We start from the raw sequence: 15334 nt of genomic DNA on the forward strand, positions 1-15334 counted from the left end.
AATTACGTCGAATTCGCGATCATCCTTGGCATCCCCCGCCATTTGACTGATGGAGGATGCCGATTGCTGATGTCTGGGGATCAGTTGTTTTTGGCGGTTTTTGCCGTCTGACCAAACAGGACTTTCTTGTCTTCCTCGCTCAGTCCGTCTTCCTTGCGAAGACCTTCGCCGGCTTTATAGGCCGCGATGGTTGCCGGACGGGCTTTGATGTTTTCAAACCAGCGTTTCAGATTGGGGAAATCATTGAGGTCCTGCTGCTGTTTTTCATGGCTGACGATCCACGGATAGCAGGCCATATCGGCAATCGAATAATCGTCACCAGCGATAAAAGTGCGACCCTCAAGGCGCTTGTTCAGCACACCATAAAGGCGATTGGTTTCGTTGACATAGCGCGTGATGGCATAGGGGATTTTTTCCGGGGCATAACCGCTGAAATGATGGTTCTGGCCGGCCATCGGGCCAAGTCCGCCCATCTGCCAGAACAGCCATTCCATCACGGTTTTCTTGCCCCGCACATCAGTCGGCAGGAACTTGCCGGTTTTTTCTGCCAGATATTGCAGGATCGCACCGGATTCAAAAACCGTGATCGGATCACCGCCATCTGCCGGGTTCTGATCAATGATCGCAGGCATGCGGTTATTAGGCGAAAAGGCCAGGAATTCCGGTTTGAACTGATCACCAGCCCCGATATTGACCGGATGGATTTTATATTCAAGTCCGGCCTCTTCAAGGAAAAGCGTGATTTTGTGGCCGTTCGGCGTTGGCCAGTAATAAAGATCAATCATGGGGCGAAGCCTCCTTTGACTTTCGTGATGTGTGGCTCATCTCAAACTATGACCTTGCCAACACGTTTCTGATACGTCAATTTAAACTGATCATTCCATAATTCAAGGGCAGGCGAAAAATACGGTTTCGCCCCCCTTATCAGGAGACCCCGATGATCCGCTTTTATTTCCATCCGACCCCGAACCCGGCCAAGATTTCGCTTTTCCTTGAAGAAGCTGATCTGCCTTATGAAATCGTGCCGGTCGACACCAAAAAGGGCGAACAGCACAGCCCCGAGTTTCGCGCGATCAACCCGAATGGCAAGGTCCCGGCGATTGTCGATACCGACGGGGCGGGCGGCAAGGAAACCCGGGTTTTTGATTCAAACGCCATCCTGATTTATCTGGCGGAAAAGACCGGAAAGTTCCTTGGTGCGGCGGAAGATCGTGGAGAACTGCTGTCCTGGCTGATGTTTATTGCATCGGGCCTTGGACCGTTTTCCGGACAGGCAGTGCATTTTCAGCACGTAGCACCGGCTGGCAATGATTACGGCGTGAACCGCTATCGCAAGGAAATCGAACGCCATTACAGGGTGATGGATGACCATCTGGCCGGGCGCGAATTTGTTGTCGGGGGCAGCTACACCATTGCCGATATGTCGCTTTGGGGCTGGATCGAACGTGCGGCATTTGTCATGAAAAGTGACACACCGCTTGATCCCTATCCGAACCTGAAAAAATGGTATCAGGGCATCTGCGCCCGGCCAGCGGTGGAACGCGCACGCAAGATCGGCAGCGACCATGCCTTCAAGTCCGAGATGGACGACGTTGCCAAACGCGCGCTGTTTCCGTCGAATTACAGCTGATCAGCAGATCATTGCTTTAAAAGCCCCGTCGGTTCAGGCGGGGCTTTTTTCAGGGCGAGACCGGATTGCGTGCGTCGGCCAGAATGCGGCCGCCAATGGCAATGAAGCAGACACCAGCAACACGTTCGATCCAGTGCTGGGCATGGGCAAAGCGTTTCATGACCGGGGCAGAGGACATGAACAGGCTGATGATCGTGTACCAGACCAGCGCACTTAAGATGACAAGCCCGATCATCAAAACCATCAGCCAGACGGGCGTTTCGGCAGTGACGGCGGTGGCAAAGACGCTGGCGAACAGAACGATTGCCTTTGGGTTGGTCATCGTAACCAGAAAGCCAAAAAGGACCGGATTGCCGCGCTGTTTTGATGTGATTTCGTCAGAAGTGAGGGCGAAATCATCCGCCTTTGGTCGGGCGCGGATCAGCTTCATGCCAAGATAAATCAGATAACATCCACCGAGCACCCGAACAGTCCAGGTCAGCCATTGATATTCGACCAGAAGGGTCGATAGGCCCAGAAGGCTGAGCGTTGCGTAAAGGCCGAGGCCTGCGGAAACACCAATCGTTGTTTGAAGTCCTGCTTTGGCCCCGCGCGTCATGGATGACCTGACAACGGCAACAAAATCCGGCCCGGGCAGCATCAGGGCGGGGATGAAGATCGCGAAAACACTGATCAAGGTAATGGTGGCGTCCATTTCAAAATCCCTGTCATGTAATTGGGGCAGTCAAATTGGACCACTGGTCGGACGCGATTGCAAGCCGTCGAACAAAAACACCCCCGGCAAGTGACTGCCGGGGGTGTTTGATTGCAAATCGGGAAAGATCAGTCAGTCGGTGTTTTTCTGTCCGAACTGCTTGTTGAAATGCAGGACGAGCAGCGTTACCGCCGCCCCCGAAAGCAGATACGCCCCAACGCCAATCGGGCCATAGGCCACGCAGAGCAGAAGGGCGATCAGCGGGGCGAAACCGGCACCAAGCAACCATGCAAGGTCGGATGTCAGAGCCGAACCGGTATAGCGGTATTCGCGTTTGAAGTTCGATGCCAGTGTGCCGGCCGCCTGACCAAAGCACAGACCCAGAACCGCAAAGCCACCCAGAACGATCATGCCTTCATTGATGATGTTATAGGCGTAAAGAAGTGGCGTCAGAAGGGCGCCAGCCGCGATGATGGCTGCCGAATAACCCAGCAGGCGACGACGGCCGATCTGATCTGCGATGAAGCCTGATGCGATGATACCAAGGGCACAAAGCACCGCACCAACACCCTGGGTCAACAGGAACTGTCCCGGATTGGCGGGAGTATAAAGCACGACCCAGCTAAGCGCGAAGACGGTGACCAGATGGAACAGTGCGTAGCTTACCAGCGGTACAAGCGCGCCAAGAAGCACTGTCCGACCGTTGTGGCGAATGGTGTCGCGGACACGGACGGCCTGAAGTTCGTTCTTTTCAAGCAGGCTTCCAAATTCCGATGTTGCCACCAGACGCAGTCGGGCAAACAGGGCCACCACGTTGATCGCAAAAGCAACGAAGAAGGCATAGCGCCAACCGAAGGCAAGGAAGTCTGCAGGCGAGAGGGTCAGCATCAAATAGGCAAACAGCGAGGATGCCAGAATGAAGCCAAGCGGTGCGCCAAGCTGGGGCATCATTGCGTACCAGCCCTTGCGATTGTCGGGCGCGTTGAGCGCCAGCAGGGAAGCAAGACCATCCCATGCGCCACCAAGTGCAAGACCCTGCGTAAAGCGAAGAGCGCACAGCAGATAGATCGCAAACATGCCTGCGCTGTCAAAGCTTGGCAAAAAGGCCATCGCGGCAGTTGAGCCACCAAGCAGGAACATTGCAACGGTCAGCTTCGTGCCGCGGCCATACCGGCGGTCCACCGTCATGAAGACAAGGGAGCCGATCGGGCGGGCGATGAAAGCCAGCGAGAATATAAAGAAGGAATGGATGGTGCCGACGATTGCGCTTTCGCCGGGGAACAGAAGTTGGGGGAACACCAGCACGGATGCGATGCAATAAACGAAGAAATCGAAAAATTCCGACGACCGGCCAATAATCACGCCAAGCGCGATCTGACCGGGATCGTTGACTGTGCCAGCCGAGTGTTGGCGTGCGTCGCGTTCCAGACCCGAGGAGGTGGAGGTCGCTAAGGAATGAGTGGATTGGGTCACGCCTGTCTCCCTAAATATCTGACTTCATTGCTTCTCATTGGACCCTTCTTGATTGGATCGAGTCTAATTATAGACATGTGAATTGCAAACGTCAGTGTCAATTATTGTGTTGCGTTGCACAACGCATGGTTTACAACTTTTTGATAATTGTCATAAACACCAGCCTATGTTTGGCGGCCTGCTTGACATTGTTGCGGCGCAGCTATAGCAAGTGAGCGAAATTTTCTGCTGGTGAATTTGTGAAAAAAGTTCGCCGAATTTGTGTCTCTTCCGTGGAAGTTTGGAATTTGAATTCCTATATGCCGCTACGGTTGGGGTACGACGCGTGCCGGTCCGGTGGGCTGGTTATGCGGCTCGCAAGCATATGGTTGTTTGTGAGAACATCTTCCAGAGACTGACAAAGTACAAGCGCATGCTTTCAAAACTTGCACGCGGCGTCGCAATTGCTTCTGTGTTCACGTTACTGACCGGATGTAATCTGGTCGTGATGGACCCGTCTGGTGATATTGCGTCACAGCAAGCCGACCTTATCGTTGTTTCCACGATCCTGATGCTGATCATCATCCTTCCGGTGATGGCGCTGACTGTGTTCTTTGCCTGGAAATACCGTCAATCCAACAAGGATGCAGAGTACGATCCTGAATGGCACCATTCCACCAAGCTGGAAATTGTCATCTGGTCTGCCCCGCTTGCGATCATTATCGCGCTGGGTGCGATCACCTGGGTCAGTACGCACACCCTGGATCCTTACCGCCCGCTGGATCGTATCGATGCGGAACGTCCGCTTGAAAAAGATCACAAGCCGATGGTGGTGGAAGTCGTTTCCCTCGACTGGAAATGGCTGTTCATCTATCCCGAGCAGGGTATTGCGACCATCAACGAGCTGGCCGCACCGATTGATACCCCGATCCAGTTCAAGATCACTTCTTCCGGCATCATGAACTCCTTCTACATTCCGGCACTGGCAGGGATGATCTATTCGATGGCCGGTATGGAAACCAAGCTCCATGCCGTGATCAACGAGGAAGGTGTCTATGACGGGTTCTCGGCGAACTATAGCGGCGAGGGCTTCTCGCACATGCGCTTCAAGTTCCACGGGCTGAGTGACGCCGGTTTTGATGACTGGGTTGCGAAGGTGAAAGAGGATAGCCGCGGTCTTGGCCGTTCGGAATATCTCGAACTTGAAAAGCCGAGCATCGCCGAACCGGTTCATTATTTCGGCAATGTCGATCCGGAACTTTATCAGGCAATCCTGAATATGTGCGTCGATCAATCGAAGATGTGCATGAACGAGATGATGGATATCGACAGAAAGGGCGGCGGCGGTATTGCGGGGATCTATAACGTTATGTCGCTGACATACGATACCCCGCGTGAACGCGGCAGCCAGCCTTTGCCGTCAACCAAATCTTATGTGGCAACGCTTTGCACCACACCGTCAGGTGGTCTGAGTCAGGAAATTTCTTCGATCCCGTTGTTTGACAACGGTGTCGAAGATGACCGGTTCAGTCCCGTTCCTGCCGGTGTGTCGACAGGGTTCTGAAGCAGTGCCGGTTGATGTAAGTCGACCGGCCCTTCGCGGTTCGCGCACCGGCCTAGCCGGTGCGTTGCCGCATCGAAAAGAAGAGTAATCCGATGTTTTCAAATCCGGACCTTTTGCATTTTATATTTGGCCGGCTTTCACTCGACTCCTTCCCGATGTTCCACGAGCCGATCCTGGCCGTGACATTCGCGGGGGTTGTTCTGGGTGGTATCGTCGTTCTCGGCGCGCTGACCTATTTCAAGCTTTGGGGATATCTCTGGCGCGAGTGGATCACATCTATCGATCATAAAAAGATCGGTATCATGTATATCATTCTGGCCCTTGTCATGCTGCTGCGCGGCTTTGCCGACGCGATCATGATGCGTGCCCAGCAGGCGATCGCCTTTGGCGATGTTGCTGGTTACCTGCCGCCAGATCACTACGACCAGATATTTACCGCCCACGGCGTGATCATGATCTTCTTCGTGGCGATGCCGCTGGTGACGGGACTTATGAACTTCGTCGTGCCGCTTCAGATCGGCGCGCGCGACGTCGCCTTCCCGTTCCTGAACAATTTCAGTTTCTGGATGACGACAGCCGGTGCGATCACCGTCATGATTTCGCTGTTTGTCGGCGAGTTCGCCAAAACCGGCTGGCTGGCCTATCCGCCGCTTTCAGACATTGTTTACAGTCCGGGTGTCGGGGTCGATTACTATATCTGGGCCTTGCAGATTGCGGGTGTCGGCACATTGTTGTCGGGCGTCAACCTGATTGTGACCATCGTCAAGATGCGCGCACCGGGCATGTCGATGATGAAGATGCCGGTTTTCACCTGGACCTCGCTCTGCACCAACATCCTGATCGTTGCCGCTTTCCCGGTTCTGACCGCGGTTCTGGTTCTGCTGTCGCTTGACCGTTACCTCGACATGAACTTCTTCACCAATGATCTTGGCGGTAACGCCATGATGTATGTGAACCTGATCTGGATCTGGGGTCACCCGGAAGTTTACATCCTGATCCTGCCAGCGTTTGGTGTGTTTTCCGAAGTGGTTTCGACCTTCTGCCGCAAACGGCTGTTCGGTTACAGCTCGATGGTTTATGCGACGATCGTTATTACCATCCTGTCCTATCTGGTCTGGCTGCACCACTTCTTCACCATGGGTTCGGGGGCCAGTGTGAACGCCTTCTTTGGCATCACGACGATGATCATCTCGATCCCGACGGGCGCCAAGATCTTCAACTGGCTGTTTACCATGTATAAGGGCCGCATCAGCTTTGACGTCCCGATGCTGTGGACGATGGGCTTTATGCTGACCTTCGTGATCGGTGGCATGACCGGTGTGATGCTGGCAGTTCCGCCTGCCGACTTCGTGCTGCATAACAGCCTGTTCCTGATTGCGCATTTCCACAATGTCATCATCGGTGGCGTGGTGTTCGGGATGTTTGCCGGTATCGTTTACTGGTTCCCGAAAGCATTCGGTTACAAGCTTGATCCGTTCTGGGGCAAAATGTCCTTCTGGTTCTGGCTGGTCGGGTTCTATTTCGCCTTCATGCCGCTTTATGTTCTGGGCCTGATGGGCGTTACCCGCCGCATGAACCATTTCGATGACGGTTCGCTGCAAATCTGGTTCATCATTGCTGCCTTTGGTGCGGTTCTGATTGCCATCGGTATTGCATCGTTCCTGATGTCGCTGGTCGTATCCTTCATCAAGCGCGAAGAATTGCGTGATGAAACAGGCGATCCGTGGGATGGCCGTACGCTGGAATGGTCGACCTCGTCGCCACCCCCGGCATACAACTTTGCCTTTACCCCGGTCGTTCACGATCTTGACGCCTGGGCTGATATGAAAAAGCGCGGCTTTGTCCGTCCGACTTCCGGTTTCCTCGACATTCACATGCCGAAAAACACCGGTGCCGGTGCGATCCTTGCCGGTATGTCGCTTGTCCTTGGTTTCGCGCTGATCTGGCATATCTGGTGGCTTGCAGCCGTCAGCTTCATCGCCCTGATCGGTACCGCGATTGCACACACCTTCAACTACAACCGTGATTATCACATCCCGGCCAGTGAAGTTGTTGCAACCGAAGACGAACGTACTGCCCTTTTGGCAAAGCAGCAGGCGTAAGGGAATGACAATGGCGAATACAACTGCCTCTCAGACCGAAGCGCCGGTCTTTTACCTGAAGGAAGAGCATCACCCGCAGAACGGTACGATGCTTGGCTTCTGGCTCTATCTGATGAGCGACTGTCTCATCTTTGCGATCCTGTTTGCAACCCATGGCGTTCTCGGCCGCAATTATGCGGCCGGGCCTTCGCCGGCGGATCTTTTCGATCTGGAACTGGTTGCGATCAACACCTCCATGCTGCTGTTTTCCTCGATCACCTATGGCTTTGCCATGCTGGCGATGGAAAAGGGCAGCATCAAGGGAACCCAGATGTGGCTGGCGATTACCGGCCTGTTCGGTATCGCCTTCGTCGGGCTGGAACTTTATGAGTTCCATCACCTGTGGCATATCGGTGCCACCCCGATGCGCAGTGGCTTCCTGTCGTCGTTCTATACGCTGGTTGCGACCCACGGCCTGCACGTGACGTTCGGGATCATCTGGCTGGTCACCCTGATGGTTCAGGTTGGCAAGCGTGGACTGGTTCCGGAAAACAAGCGTCGCCTGATGTGCCTATCGCTGTTCTGGCACTTCCTTGACGTGATCTGGATCGGCGTCTTTTCCGTTGTTTACCTGCTGGGAGTTCTGGGATGAGCACGCATTCTCATGCACATGATGACCATCACGGTCACGATCATGGCGACGGTGCCAGCCACGGCACTTTCAACAGCTATCTGATCGGTTTCATCCTGTCGGTAATCCTGACCGCCATCCCGTTCTGGCTGGTGATGGACGGGGTTCTGGACAGCAAGGTGGCAACCGCGGCCTGGATCATGGGCCTTGGTGTCGTGCAGATCGTCGTCCATATGGTCTACTTCCTGCACATGAACACCAAGTCCGAAGGCGGCTGGAACATGCTGGCGCTGATCTTTACCCTTGTGATCGTGGCGATTGCCATCGCCGGTTCGCTGTGGGTGATGTATCACCTGAACACCAACATGATGCCGCAGATGGATCATGAAATGATCCGAAGCTTCGGCTAGGCTTGGCTTATGTCATAGGGGGCGCGATACTTTTACCGGTATCGCGCCCTTTTTCGTTCCGATGATGTTTTGAAGGTCCAACGCAATGGCTGATACCCAATTGTCCACCGATACACGACCGTCGACCAGAACCCGTATCGTGGTTTGCATTCTGGCCGCGATCCTGTTTTCAGGTTTTTCGGCACTTGGTGTCTGGCAGGTTGAACGCCGGGCGTGGAAGCTTGATCTGATTGAACGGGTTGATGCCCGAGTTCATGGCGATCCGTTAACCGCACCGGACCGGGCCGACTGGGAAAATGTCACCCGTGAACGCGACGAATACCGCAAGGTCACCCTGCTGGGCCATTACCGCAATGATCTTGAAAGCCACGTTTATGCTGCCACCGATTACGGTGCGGGATACTGGGTGATGACCCCGTTTGAGCGGGTCGATGGTACGATCATCATGATCAATCGCGGTTTTGTTCCGACAGACCGTCGCGAACCCGATAGCCGGGCCGAGGGCACGGTTTCGGGCGATACGCGGGTTACCGGCCTTTTGCGGATGGATGAGCCGGGCGGTACTTTTATGCGCGATAACGTGCCCGACGAAGATCGCTGGTATTCACGCGATGTGCGCGCCATGGCGGCCAAACGCGGCCTTAACCCGGATGATGTTGCACCATATTTCATTGATGCCGATGGCAGTAACAATCCCGGCAAGCTGCCGGTTGGTGGCCTGACGCGGATCAGTTTCCCCAACAATCACCTGATGTATGCCATCACGTGGTTTGGCATGGCGGTTCTGACGTTGGTGGCAGCATGGATTGTGTTGCAGTCCAGACGTAAAAACTATTGATCAAGCAGTTCGCGGATTTTCTGTGCCAGTTCCTGACGTCGATAGGGTTTTCCGATCATATGAACCTTCTTTTCAAATCGCCCGTCGCGAATGATCAGACTTTCGCTGTAGCCTGATGTGTAAAGAACGGACAGATCCGGTTTGAGCAGGGTGGCAATTTCGGCGAGTTTGAGTCCGTCCATACTGCCGGGCATGACCATATCTGTAAAAAGCAGGGCGATATCGTTATATCGGGCCAAAAGATCAAGTGCGCGTTCGCTGTTTTCCGCAAAGCTGATCCGGTAGCCAAGTTCACGCAGCATTGCAACGGCATTTTCCCGTACTAGTGCATCGTCCTCTACGATCAGGATATGTTCGTCGCCACCGGTAATAGTTGGGATTTTACGTGATTTTCCTGCGGGTGACGGCAGATCGTCTACACGTGGAAAATAAAGGCGGATGGTCGTTCCTTTTCCGGGTTCGGAATAGATTTTCGCATGCCCGCCTGATTGCCGGACAAAACCATAAACCATGCTTAGCCCAAGCCCGCTGCCTTTGCCGACTTCTTTGGTGGTAAAGAAGGGCTCGAAGGCATTTGCCACGACGTCATCAGACATTCCTGTACCGTTATCCGAAACTGAAATCGTGACATAGTCACCCGGCATTATATCGGAATTGGCCGTGAGATAATCTTTATCAAATGTGATCGTCCCGGTTTCAATGATCAGCCTGCCGCCGTCGGGCATTGCATCGCGTGCGTTGATGACAAGATTGATTACAGCGGTTTCAAGAAGGCTGGGATCTATTTCAGCGGTCCAGACATGTTGTTTATGAACGATTTCAAGATCGATATTTTCATTTAACGTTCTTCGCAGCAAAGGTTCGAGACCGTCAATATGCGTGCCGATATCGATCCGTTCCGGTTTCAGTGCCTGACGGCGTGCAAAAGCAAGCAGCCGATTGGTCAGTTCTGCGCCGCGTTCAGCAGCACCGATACTGATATCGGCAAGAGCACGCAGCTTCGGGTCGGTCAGTTGTTCTGCGAGCATTTCTGCATTGCCAAGGATAACAGTCAGAAGGTTATTGAAATCATGAGCAATCCCGCCGGTAAGCTGCCCGATTGCTTCAAGTTTCTGTGACTGCCGAAGGCGCATTTCGATTTCACGTTGCGACGTTACATCCATGACACTGCCCAGCATGCGAACCGCCTTGTCACGACTGTTACGTATGACAAATCCGCGATCGGCAACATGGCGTATTGTTCCGTCTGCCCGTACCAGACGATATTCGTCCTGCCATTTGTTGCCTGTTCCGTTGATGACGGCCTTTATGCTGGTCAGAACCCGCTCAAGGTCGTCGGGATGGATTTGTTTGGTCCAGGATTCCAGACCCGTTTCCATTTTTTCAGGGTCGTAACCAAACAGGGTTCTAAGTCCGTCATTCCACCAGATGTGATTGGTTTCAAGGTCCCAGTCCCAGATAACGTCATTGGTAGCCTGCGATACCAACCGAAAACGCTGTTCGTTCAGGCGCAACTCGCGCTCGGCATTTCGCCTCTCGGTGATGTCGCGTTCAACTGCAACCCAATGGGTATAGATGCCGTGATCATCCTCCAGAGGGACGATATCAAGCTCCAGCCAGAATGGTTCGTCCGATTTGGTATAATTGATCAGCTCTGCATGAACGGGCTGCCAGTGGCGCAGGGCATTACCGATCCGGTCCAGTTCGTCGCGCTGGGTTTTGGGGCCTTGCAGAATACGCGGTGTTTTGCCTATGGCCTCGTCGCGGGTAAAGCCGGTTCGTTTGACAAAGGCGTCGTTGACATAAACGATTTTCGGCCCGTCAGGACCCTCGACCGGTTCTGCTTCGGTAATCAGCAATATATCGTTCAGATGTGATACTGCTGTTTCAAGCAGGCGAAGTTGTTCATTTCGCGCGCGTTTGGTCGTCGTATCCCGGAAATAGATCGCAAGGCCATCTGGCGTCGGGTAGGCGCTAATGTCGAACCATTTCCGCAGCGGTGCATAGTATTCGCTGAAATGGGATGTTTTTCTGGTGGCGACGGCGTTTTCATATTCTTCCTGAAACCGGGTTCCTTTCGCTTCGGGAAATGCCTCCCAGATATTTTTGCCAGTCAGTTCATCCCGGCGGCGTTCCAGAAATTTTTCGGCCTGTCCGTTCATGAAACTTAACCGCCATTCATGATCGACAGTAAAAAAAGCATCGCTGATATGTTCAAGAGTTTCGGCAAGCTGGCGCGACAGTCTGTCGGTTTGGTCGCGGGCAACGATAACATCGGAGATATCCTGAAAAGCCCCGCGAACAGCAATGACTTTATTGGCATCATTGTATTCGGGTTCGCCAATCGAGCGTACCCAAAGGTTTCTGCCCTTTGCCGTTACAAGGCGGGTAACTTCGTCAAACGGGATGCCGTGCCGGATGCAGGCGTCGAAAGCGTCCCGGACGACAGGTTGATATTCCGGTGCGTAATAGGAAATTGCATCTTCAAATGTTGGTGAAAAACCCTTCGGCTCGTCATGAATTCTCGCTGTTTGACCGGTCCATGTTACGGTGGGTGGGTCAAGGGTGACCCGCCATCCCCCGAATTTCGCGGCTCTTCCCGCAATACGTATGAGCGTGGTAATTTGTGAAAGGTCTTCTTCGCGGGCAACGATGTCGCTGACATCCTGTATCACCCCGTTCAAAACGATGCCCGTCGGTGTTTTTGCTCGTTCCCCGATCCCGCGTACATGTGCGATTTGCCCATCGGGTCGAACGATCCTGTGACGGAAAATGAAATGCGGGTCGCTGCCGTCCCGAAACTGTTCATATTCCTCAACCATTGCAGGCCGGTCATCGGGATGAACCAGTTCAACATAGTTTTCGAAAACGGGATCGAATTTGTCCGCCCGAACACCGCAGATGCGGTATACGTTGTCGGACCATGTCAGACGGCCACTGGCGATATCAAGCTTCCAGACGCCCAGCCCCATCAATCTTTGTGCAGTGCGAAGATTGGCTTCCTGTTCTCGCAGTCTTTCGTTGGTGAGCTGCAATTCGCGTGACCGTAATCGTATGTCAAGCGCAAGGACCTTGCGATGATCCTCGAAATCGCGAATGGTCCTGCCAGAAATTTTATCGCCTGCATCGCAATCGTCGACGATCAGACTGGTGACATCTTCTATACGATGAATGATGAAGACGATGGCCCCATCGGGGCCGTGAACCGGTGTGTTTGTTATTGACCAAATCCGTTCCCTGAAGCCGTCGTCGTCGTTTGCTGACTGGTTGAAAGGGTAACGCTGTGCTGCGAGAATATCGGTCAAACCTGTATTGCGGACACGTTCCAGCGAAGCGGTCAGGTCCTGTATGGTACTGGTGATATCGTCGTCGAGATGCTTCGAGGGTTGCCCGGGGGATTGGTCGGGGAAAACGTCGAAAACCCTTTTTCCCTTGATGTCTTCGCGTCGGGTCAAGGTGGTATCAAGAAACGCATCGCTGACGGCCTCGATGACAAAATCTTCTGGCGATAAAACAAGGAAACATCCAGGCAGCGCTTCAGACAGCGATTTGAAGTGATGAGCGGCGATTTCCGCGCCAAGCCGGGCTTCATATTCACGATGCAATAGAAGTTCTCGTTCCGCTTCAAGCTTCTCAAGCTGCGTGATATCGCGGATTGATGTCAGGACGGCTTTCTTTCCGGCAAAGTCCACAATACGCCAACGGATATCGGTTAGTATGAAATCGCCTGATTTGCGGCGCAACCGCCAACGCCCGCTATAATAAAAGCCGTTGTCAATATTTTTGATCATTGTTGTAAGGGAAGGCAAATCTTCCGGCGCACGAAGATCGGCGATAGTCATTGATAGGAATTCATCGTGTGAATAGCCAAATTCACTCGTTGCTGCAGGATTGACAGCAAGAAAATGCAGATCTTCGGGGTCGAACAACCACATAGGATCGGGGTGGCAGTCGAAAAAATATGGCGGTCGGTGTCCATGGCGGTTACCCCCTCGCCATATGATTTAGCTATCTGATGCTTTTTCTCGAAGCAAGCGGTGAATTACCTCAACCAGTGCCGAGATCCTGAACGGTTTGGCCAGGGTTGCATCTGCACCGATCTGTTTGGCCATTCCCAGAAATTCCATATTGTGTGTGCGCCCGCCGCCCGACACGGCAATGATCGGCAGAGCCTTGTATCTTTTCCGGATTTCGCGAATGGTATTCAACCCGTCTGTGTCGGGCATGATGATGTCGGTAACGACGATGTCGGGTTTTGCTTTGGAAATCTTTTGCAAGCCTTCCATACCATTGAGCGCCGATACGACGGTAAAACCAGCCGCGCGCAAACCGTCTGTAAAGGTTTGGCGGACCATTGCATCGTCGTCAATAAACAGAATCTTGTGAGCCATGAGTGCATCGTCCTGAAAAAGTTTGGGTGTCGCAAAAGCCGGGGTCAGGATTGGAGCCATTTAATCTGATTGATCAGCCAAGGTTACGGATCAGCGAAGATTGAGAAAATCTTCCCACTTCAGGGTAATAACCTTGCCGGGAATTTTGCGCGGCTGGCCGATATTTTGACCGCAGAGGTAATTAATCCCCGATGCTGCGGCACTAATGGCAAGGCTCGGACTGTTAACATTCAACAAACAGGTTCTGAGACGGGCGGTCGCGGCCATGGAAGCGATATGATCGATCTTTTTCATAAGCTCGCGCTCGCTTTTGCGGGTATCGAGCAGGTCGATATTGACACCGAACAGATTGATGCCGGAATAAGCCTGCAAAGAGCGGGTTTCGAGCGGTATACGACAGGTAATTGCACGAAACAACGAGCTCAAAAACGACATGAATTCCGAAATACGCACCGCAGGAACGCCAATTGGCATATGATTTAGTTCAATAATGAAAAAGCGGCGCAACTGAACAGGTATTTTACTGGCGGCTTCGATATAGGCGCGACGCAAATCTGATCGGGATATCGTTTCATAGTGGATCGAGATCTTACATGCGAAGACAAAGCCACTTTCCATTACCCGCGAAAGCGTATGTGCGGCTGATCGCAGGGTGGCAATATCCAGATCAAGAATGTTCTCGATATTTTCGTCGTTGCCAAGGACCGCATAATCCTCGGTATGATAGTTTCCTGACATCAGGCGGGTAGGGACGGCACGATAGGTCGTGATTGTCTTGCGCTGGACATCCCAGATCGGGCGATAGATGAATTTTACCGGATGCTGGACCGGTGCAGGGATGTCTTCATCGGGCAAATCGTCGCTCGCGATGAGAACCGATCCCTGATATTTGCCTTCCTCGGTTGGTTTGTTATAGGCATCCGACAGTGCCTCGGCCAGATTGATGTCCTTGAACAGCAACTCCCCGTCGACTTCCTGTACGGCGGATTTGATAATAATACTTTTAGTATCGGGTGACCCCAGAATGAACTGGTAAACTTCTTCGACCACTTTCCCGACCAAAAGCTGTGCCGCTTCGTTTGACATGGTGGAAAAAACCACCAGAAATTCTTCTTCACCATAGCGAAAAAACACATCCTGTGGGCTAAGGTGCTGCTGAAGTTTCTTTTCGGTGAAATTCATGACCCGCTCTCGGACCAAGTCCCAGCGATCACCAAGCTTTTCACGAAGAGCATCAAACCCGACCATATGAATGCGCCCGGCCTCAACGAGTTTGGACTTGGCCAGAATAGCTGTCAGCTTTGTCTTGATGCGGGCAAAATTAGCGGGACTGTCGTGCATTTCACTCCCTCGGGTACTGATCCGGGTCGCTATACGATATCCCGGATTGTGCGTTTCTTGTTATTGTCCCTCATGCGTGCCGTTATGCCCGACACTTCAACCGCTTCCTAGCACTTTAGATGTATTCAAAGAAAGCCTTGTTTACAGCCCTATACATATCGATAGGGGATTTAATACCTTTCAGAAAAAACAGACATATTCTCCTGCGTTTGGTCTGTTAAACAGGCTTGCGAGACATGATTTTTTTGACCACGCTTGATAGTCTATCACCAAAGATTTGATGGTTTGGAAAACGAACAGGG

General features: G+C 52.9%; 12 protein-coding genes. 6 read left to right on the plus strand and 6 right to left on the minus strand.

Features of this window, described 5'->3' with window-relative positions:
* Positions 1-80: 80 nt before the first annotated feature.
* Complete coding sequence (locus tag R1T41_RS13765) at positions 81-785, minus strand: glutathione binding-like protein (RefSeq protein ID WP_097050816.1); 705 nt, start codon at positions 783-785, stop codon at positions 81-83.
* Between the two features lie 152 nt (positions 786-937).
* Here R1T41_RS13765 and R1T41_RS13770 point away from each other — a divergent pair, with 152 nt between their 5' ends.
* The gene (locus tag R1T41_RS13770; protein ID WP_317337542.1) at positions 938-1630 is read left to right on the plus strand and encodes a glutathione S-transferase family protein; all 693 of its coding nucleotides are present in this window, start codon (positions 938-940) and stop codon (positions 1628-1630) included.
* 49 nt (positions 1631-1679) lie between these two features.
* Here R1T41_RS13770 and R1T41_RS13775 read toward each other — a convergent pair whose 3' ends face one another.
* The gene (locus tag R1T41_RS13775) at positions 1680-2324 is read right to left on the minus strand and encodes a LysE family translocator (protein ID WP_317337544.1); all 645 of its coding nucleotides are present in this window, start codon (positions 2322-2324) and stop codon (positions 1680-1682) included.
* 132 nt (positions 2325-2456) lie between these two features.
* Entirely contained in the window at positions 2457-3797 is a 1341-nt protein-coding gene (locus tag R1T41_RS13780) for an MFS transporter (RefSeq protein ID WP_317337545.1), read from the minus strand.
* A 412-nt stretch (positions 3798-4209) separates the two neighbouring features.
* On the opposite strand from R1T41_RS13780, the gene cyoA reads away from it, so the two are divergent.
* The 5 genes from cyoA to R1T41_RS13805 all read left to right on the plus strand — a co-directional run bounded on the left by cyoA (position 4210) and on the right by R1T41_RS13805 (position 9300).
* Positions 4210-5340 carry a ubiquinol oxidase subunit II gene (gene cyoA / locus R1T41_RS13785; RefSeq protein ID WP_062952654.1) on the plus strand — a complete coding sequence of 377 codons (1131 nt, stop codon included), beginning with the start codon at positions 4210-4212 and terminating at the stop codon, positions 5338-5340.
* Between the two features lie 92 nt (positions 5341-5432).
* Positions 5433-7442 (plus strand): cytochrome o ubiquinol oxidase subunit I, encoded by a 2010-nt coding sequence (gene cyoB / locus R1T41_RS13790; protein ID WP_062952653.1) that lies wholly within the window; start codon positions 5433-5435, stop codon positions 7440-7442.
* A 10-nt stretch (positions 7443-7452) separates the two neighbouring features.
* Positions 7453-8073: a cytochrome o ubiquinol oxidase subunit III gene (gene cyoC, locus R1T41_RS13795; RefSeq protein WP_062952652.1), complete on the plus strand. Its 621-nt coding sequence runs from the start codon at positions 7453-7455 to the stop codon at positions 8071-8073.
* Positions 8070-8462: a cytochrome o ubiquinol oxidase subunit IV gene (locus tag R1T41_RS13800; protein ID WP_062952651.1), complete on the plus strand. Its 393-nt coding sequence runs from the start codon at positions 8070-8072 to the stop codon at positions 8460-8462. The genes cyoC and R1T41_RS13800 overlap by 4 nt, the downstream gene beginning before the upstream one ends.
* Positions 8463-8547: 85 nt before the next feature.
* Complete coding sequence (locus R1T41_RS13805; RefSeq protein ID WP_317337550.1) at positions 8548-9300, plus strand: SURF1 family protein; 753 nt, start codon at positions 8548-8550, stop codon at positions 9298-9300.
* Here R1T41_RS13805 and R1T41_RS13810 read toward each other — a convergent pair.
* The 3 genes from R1T41_RS13810 to R1T41_RS13820 form a co-directional block, all read right to left on the minus strand.
* Complete coding sequence (locus R1T41_RS13810; protein WP_317341581.1) at positions 9294-13304, minus strand: PAS domain S-box protein; 4011 nt, start codon at positions 13302-13304, stop codon at positions 9294-9296. The two genes, R1T41_RS13805 and R1T41_RS13810, sit on opposite strands and share 7 nt — an antisense overlap.
* Positions 13305-13691, minus strand: coding sequence for a response regulator (locus R1T41_RS13815; RefSeq protein WP_317337552.1), 387 nt, complete (start codon positions 13689-13691; stop codon positions 13305-13307).
* A gap of 90 nt (positions 13692-13781) precedes the next feature.
* Positions 13782-15032 (minus strand): GGDEF domain-containing protein, encoded by a 1251-nt coding sequence (locus R1T41_RS13820; protein ID WP_317337554.1) that lies wholly within the window; start codon positions 15030-15032, stop codon positions 13782-13784.
* Positions 15033-15334 lie beyond the last annotated feature (302 nt).

This window comes from Thalassospira lucentensis, from assembly GCF_032921865.1.
Taxonomy (GTDB): domain Bacteria; phylum Pseudomonadota; class Alphaproteobacteria; order Rhodospirillales; family Thalassospiraceae; genus Thalassospira; species Thalassospira lucentensis_A.

Excerpts from the sequence above, each read along its gene's own strand:
- R1T41_RS13805 (WP_317337550.1), top strand. The coding sequence starts at position 8,548 with ATGGCTGATACCCAATTGTCCACCGATACACGACCGTCGACCAGAACC.
- cyoA (WP_062952654.1), top strand. The coding sequence starts at position 4,210 with ATGCTTTCAAAACTTGCACGCGGCGTCGCAATTGCTTCTGTGTTCACG.
- cyoC (WP_062952652.1), top strand. The coding sequence starts at position 7,453 with ATGGCGAATACAACTGCCTCTCAGACCGAAGCGCCGGTCTTTTACCTG.
- R1T41_RS13770 (WP_317337542.1), top strand. The coding sequence starts at position 938 with ATGATCCGCTTTTATTTCCATCCGACCCCGAACCCGGCCAAGATTTCG.
- R1T41_RS13815 (WP_317337552.1), bottom strand. The coding sequence starts at position 13,691 with ATGGCTCACAAGATTCTGTTTATTGACGACGATGCAATGGTCCGCCAA.
- R1T41_RS13800 (WP_062952651.1), top strand. The coding sequence starts at position 8,070 with ATGAGCACGCATTCTCATGCACATGATGACCATCACGGTCACGATCAT.
- R1T41_RS13765 (WP_097050816.1), bottom strand. The coding sequence starts at position 785 with ATGATTGATCTTTATTACTGGCCAACGCCGAACGGCCACAAAATCACG.
- R1T41_RS13820 (WP_317337554.1), bottom strand. The coding sequence starts at position 15,032 with ATGCACGACAGTCCCGCTAATTTTGCCCGCATCAAGACAAAGCTGACA.
- cyoB (WP_062952653.1), top strand. The coding sequence starts at position 5,433 with ATGTTTTCAAATCCGGACCTTTTGCATTTTATATTTGGCCGGCTTTCA.
- R1T41_RS13775 (WP_317337544.1), bottom strand. The coding sequence starts at position 2,324 with ATGGACGCCACCATTACCTTGATCAGTGTTTTCGCGATCTTCATCCCC.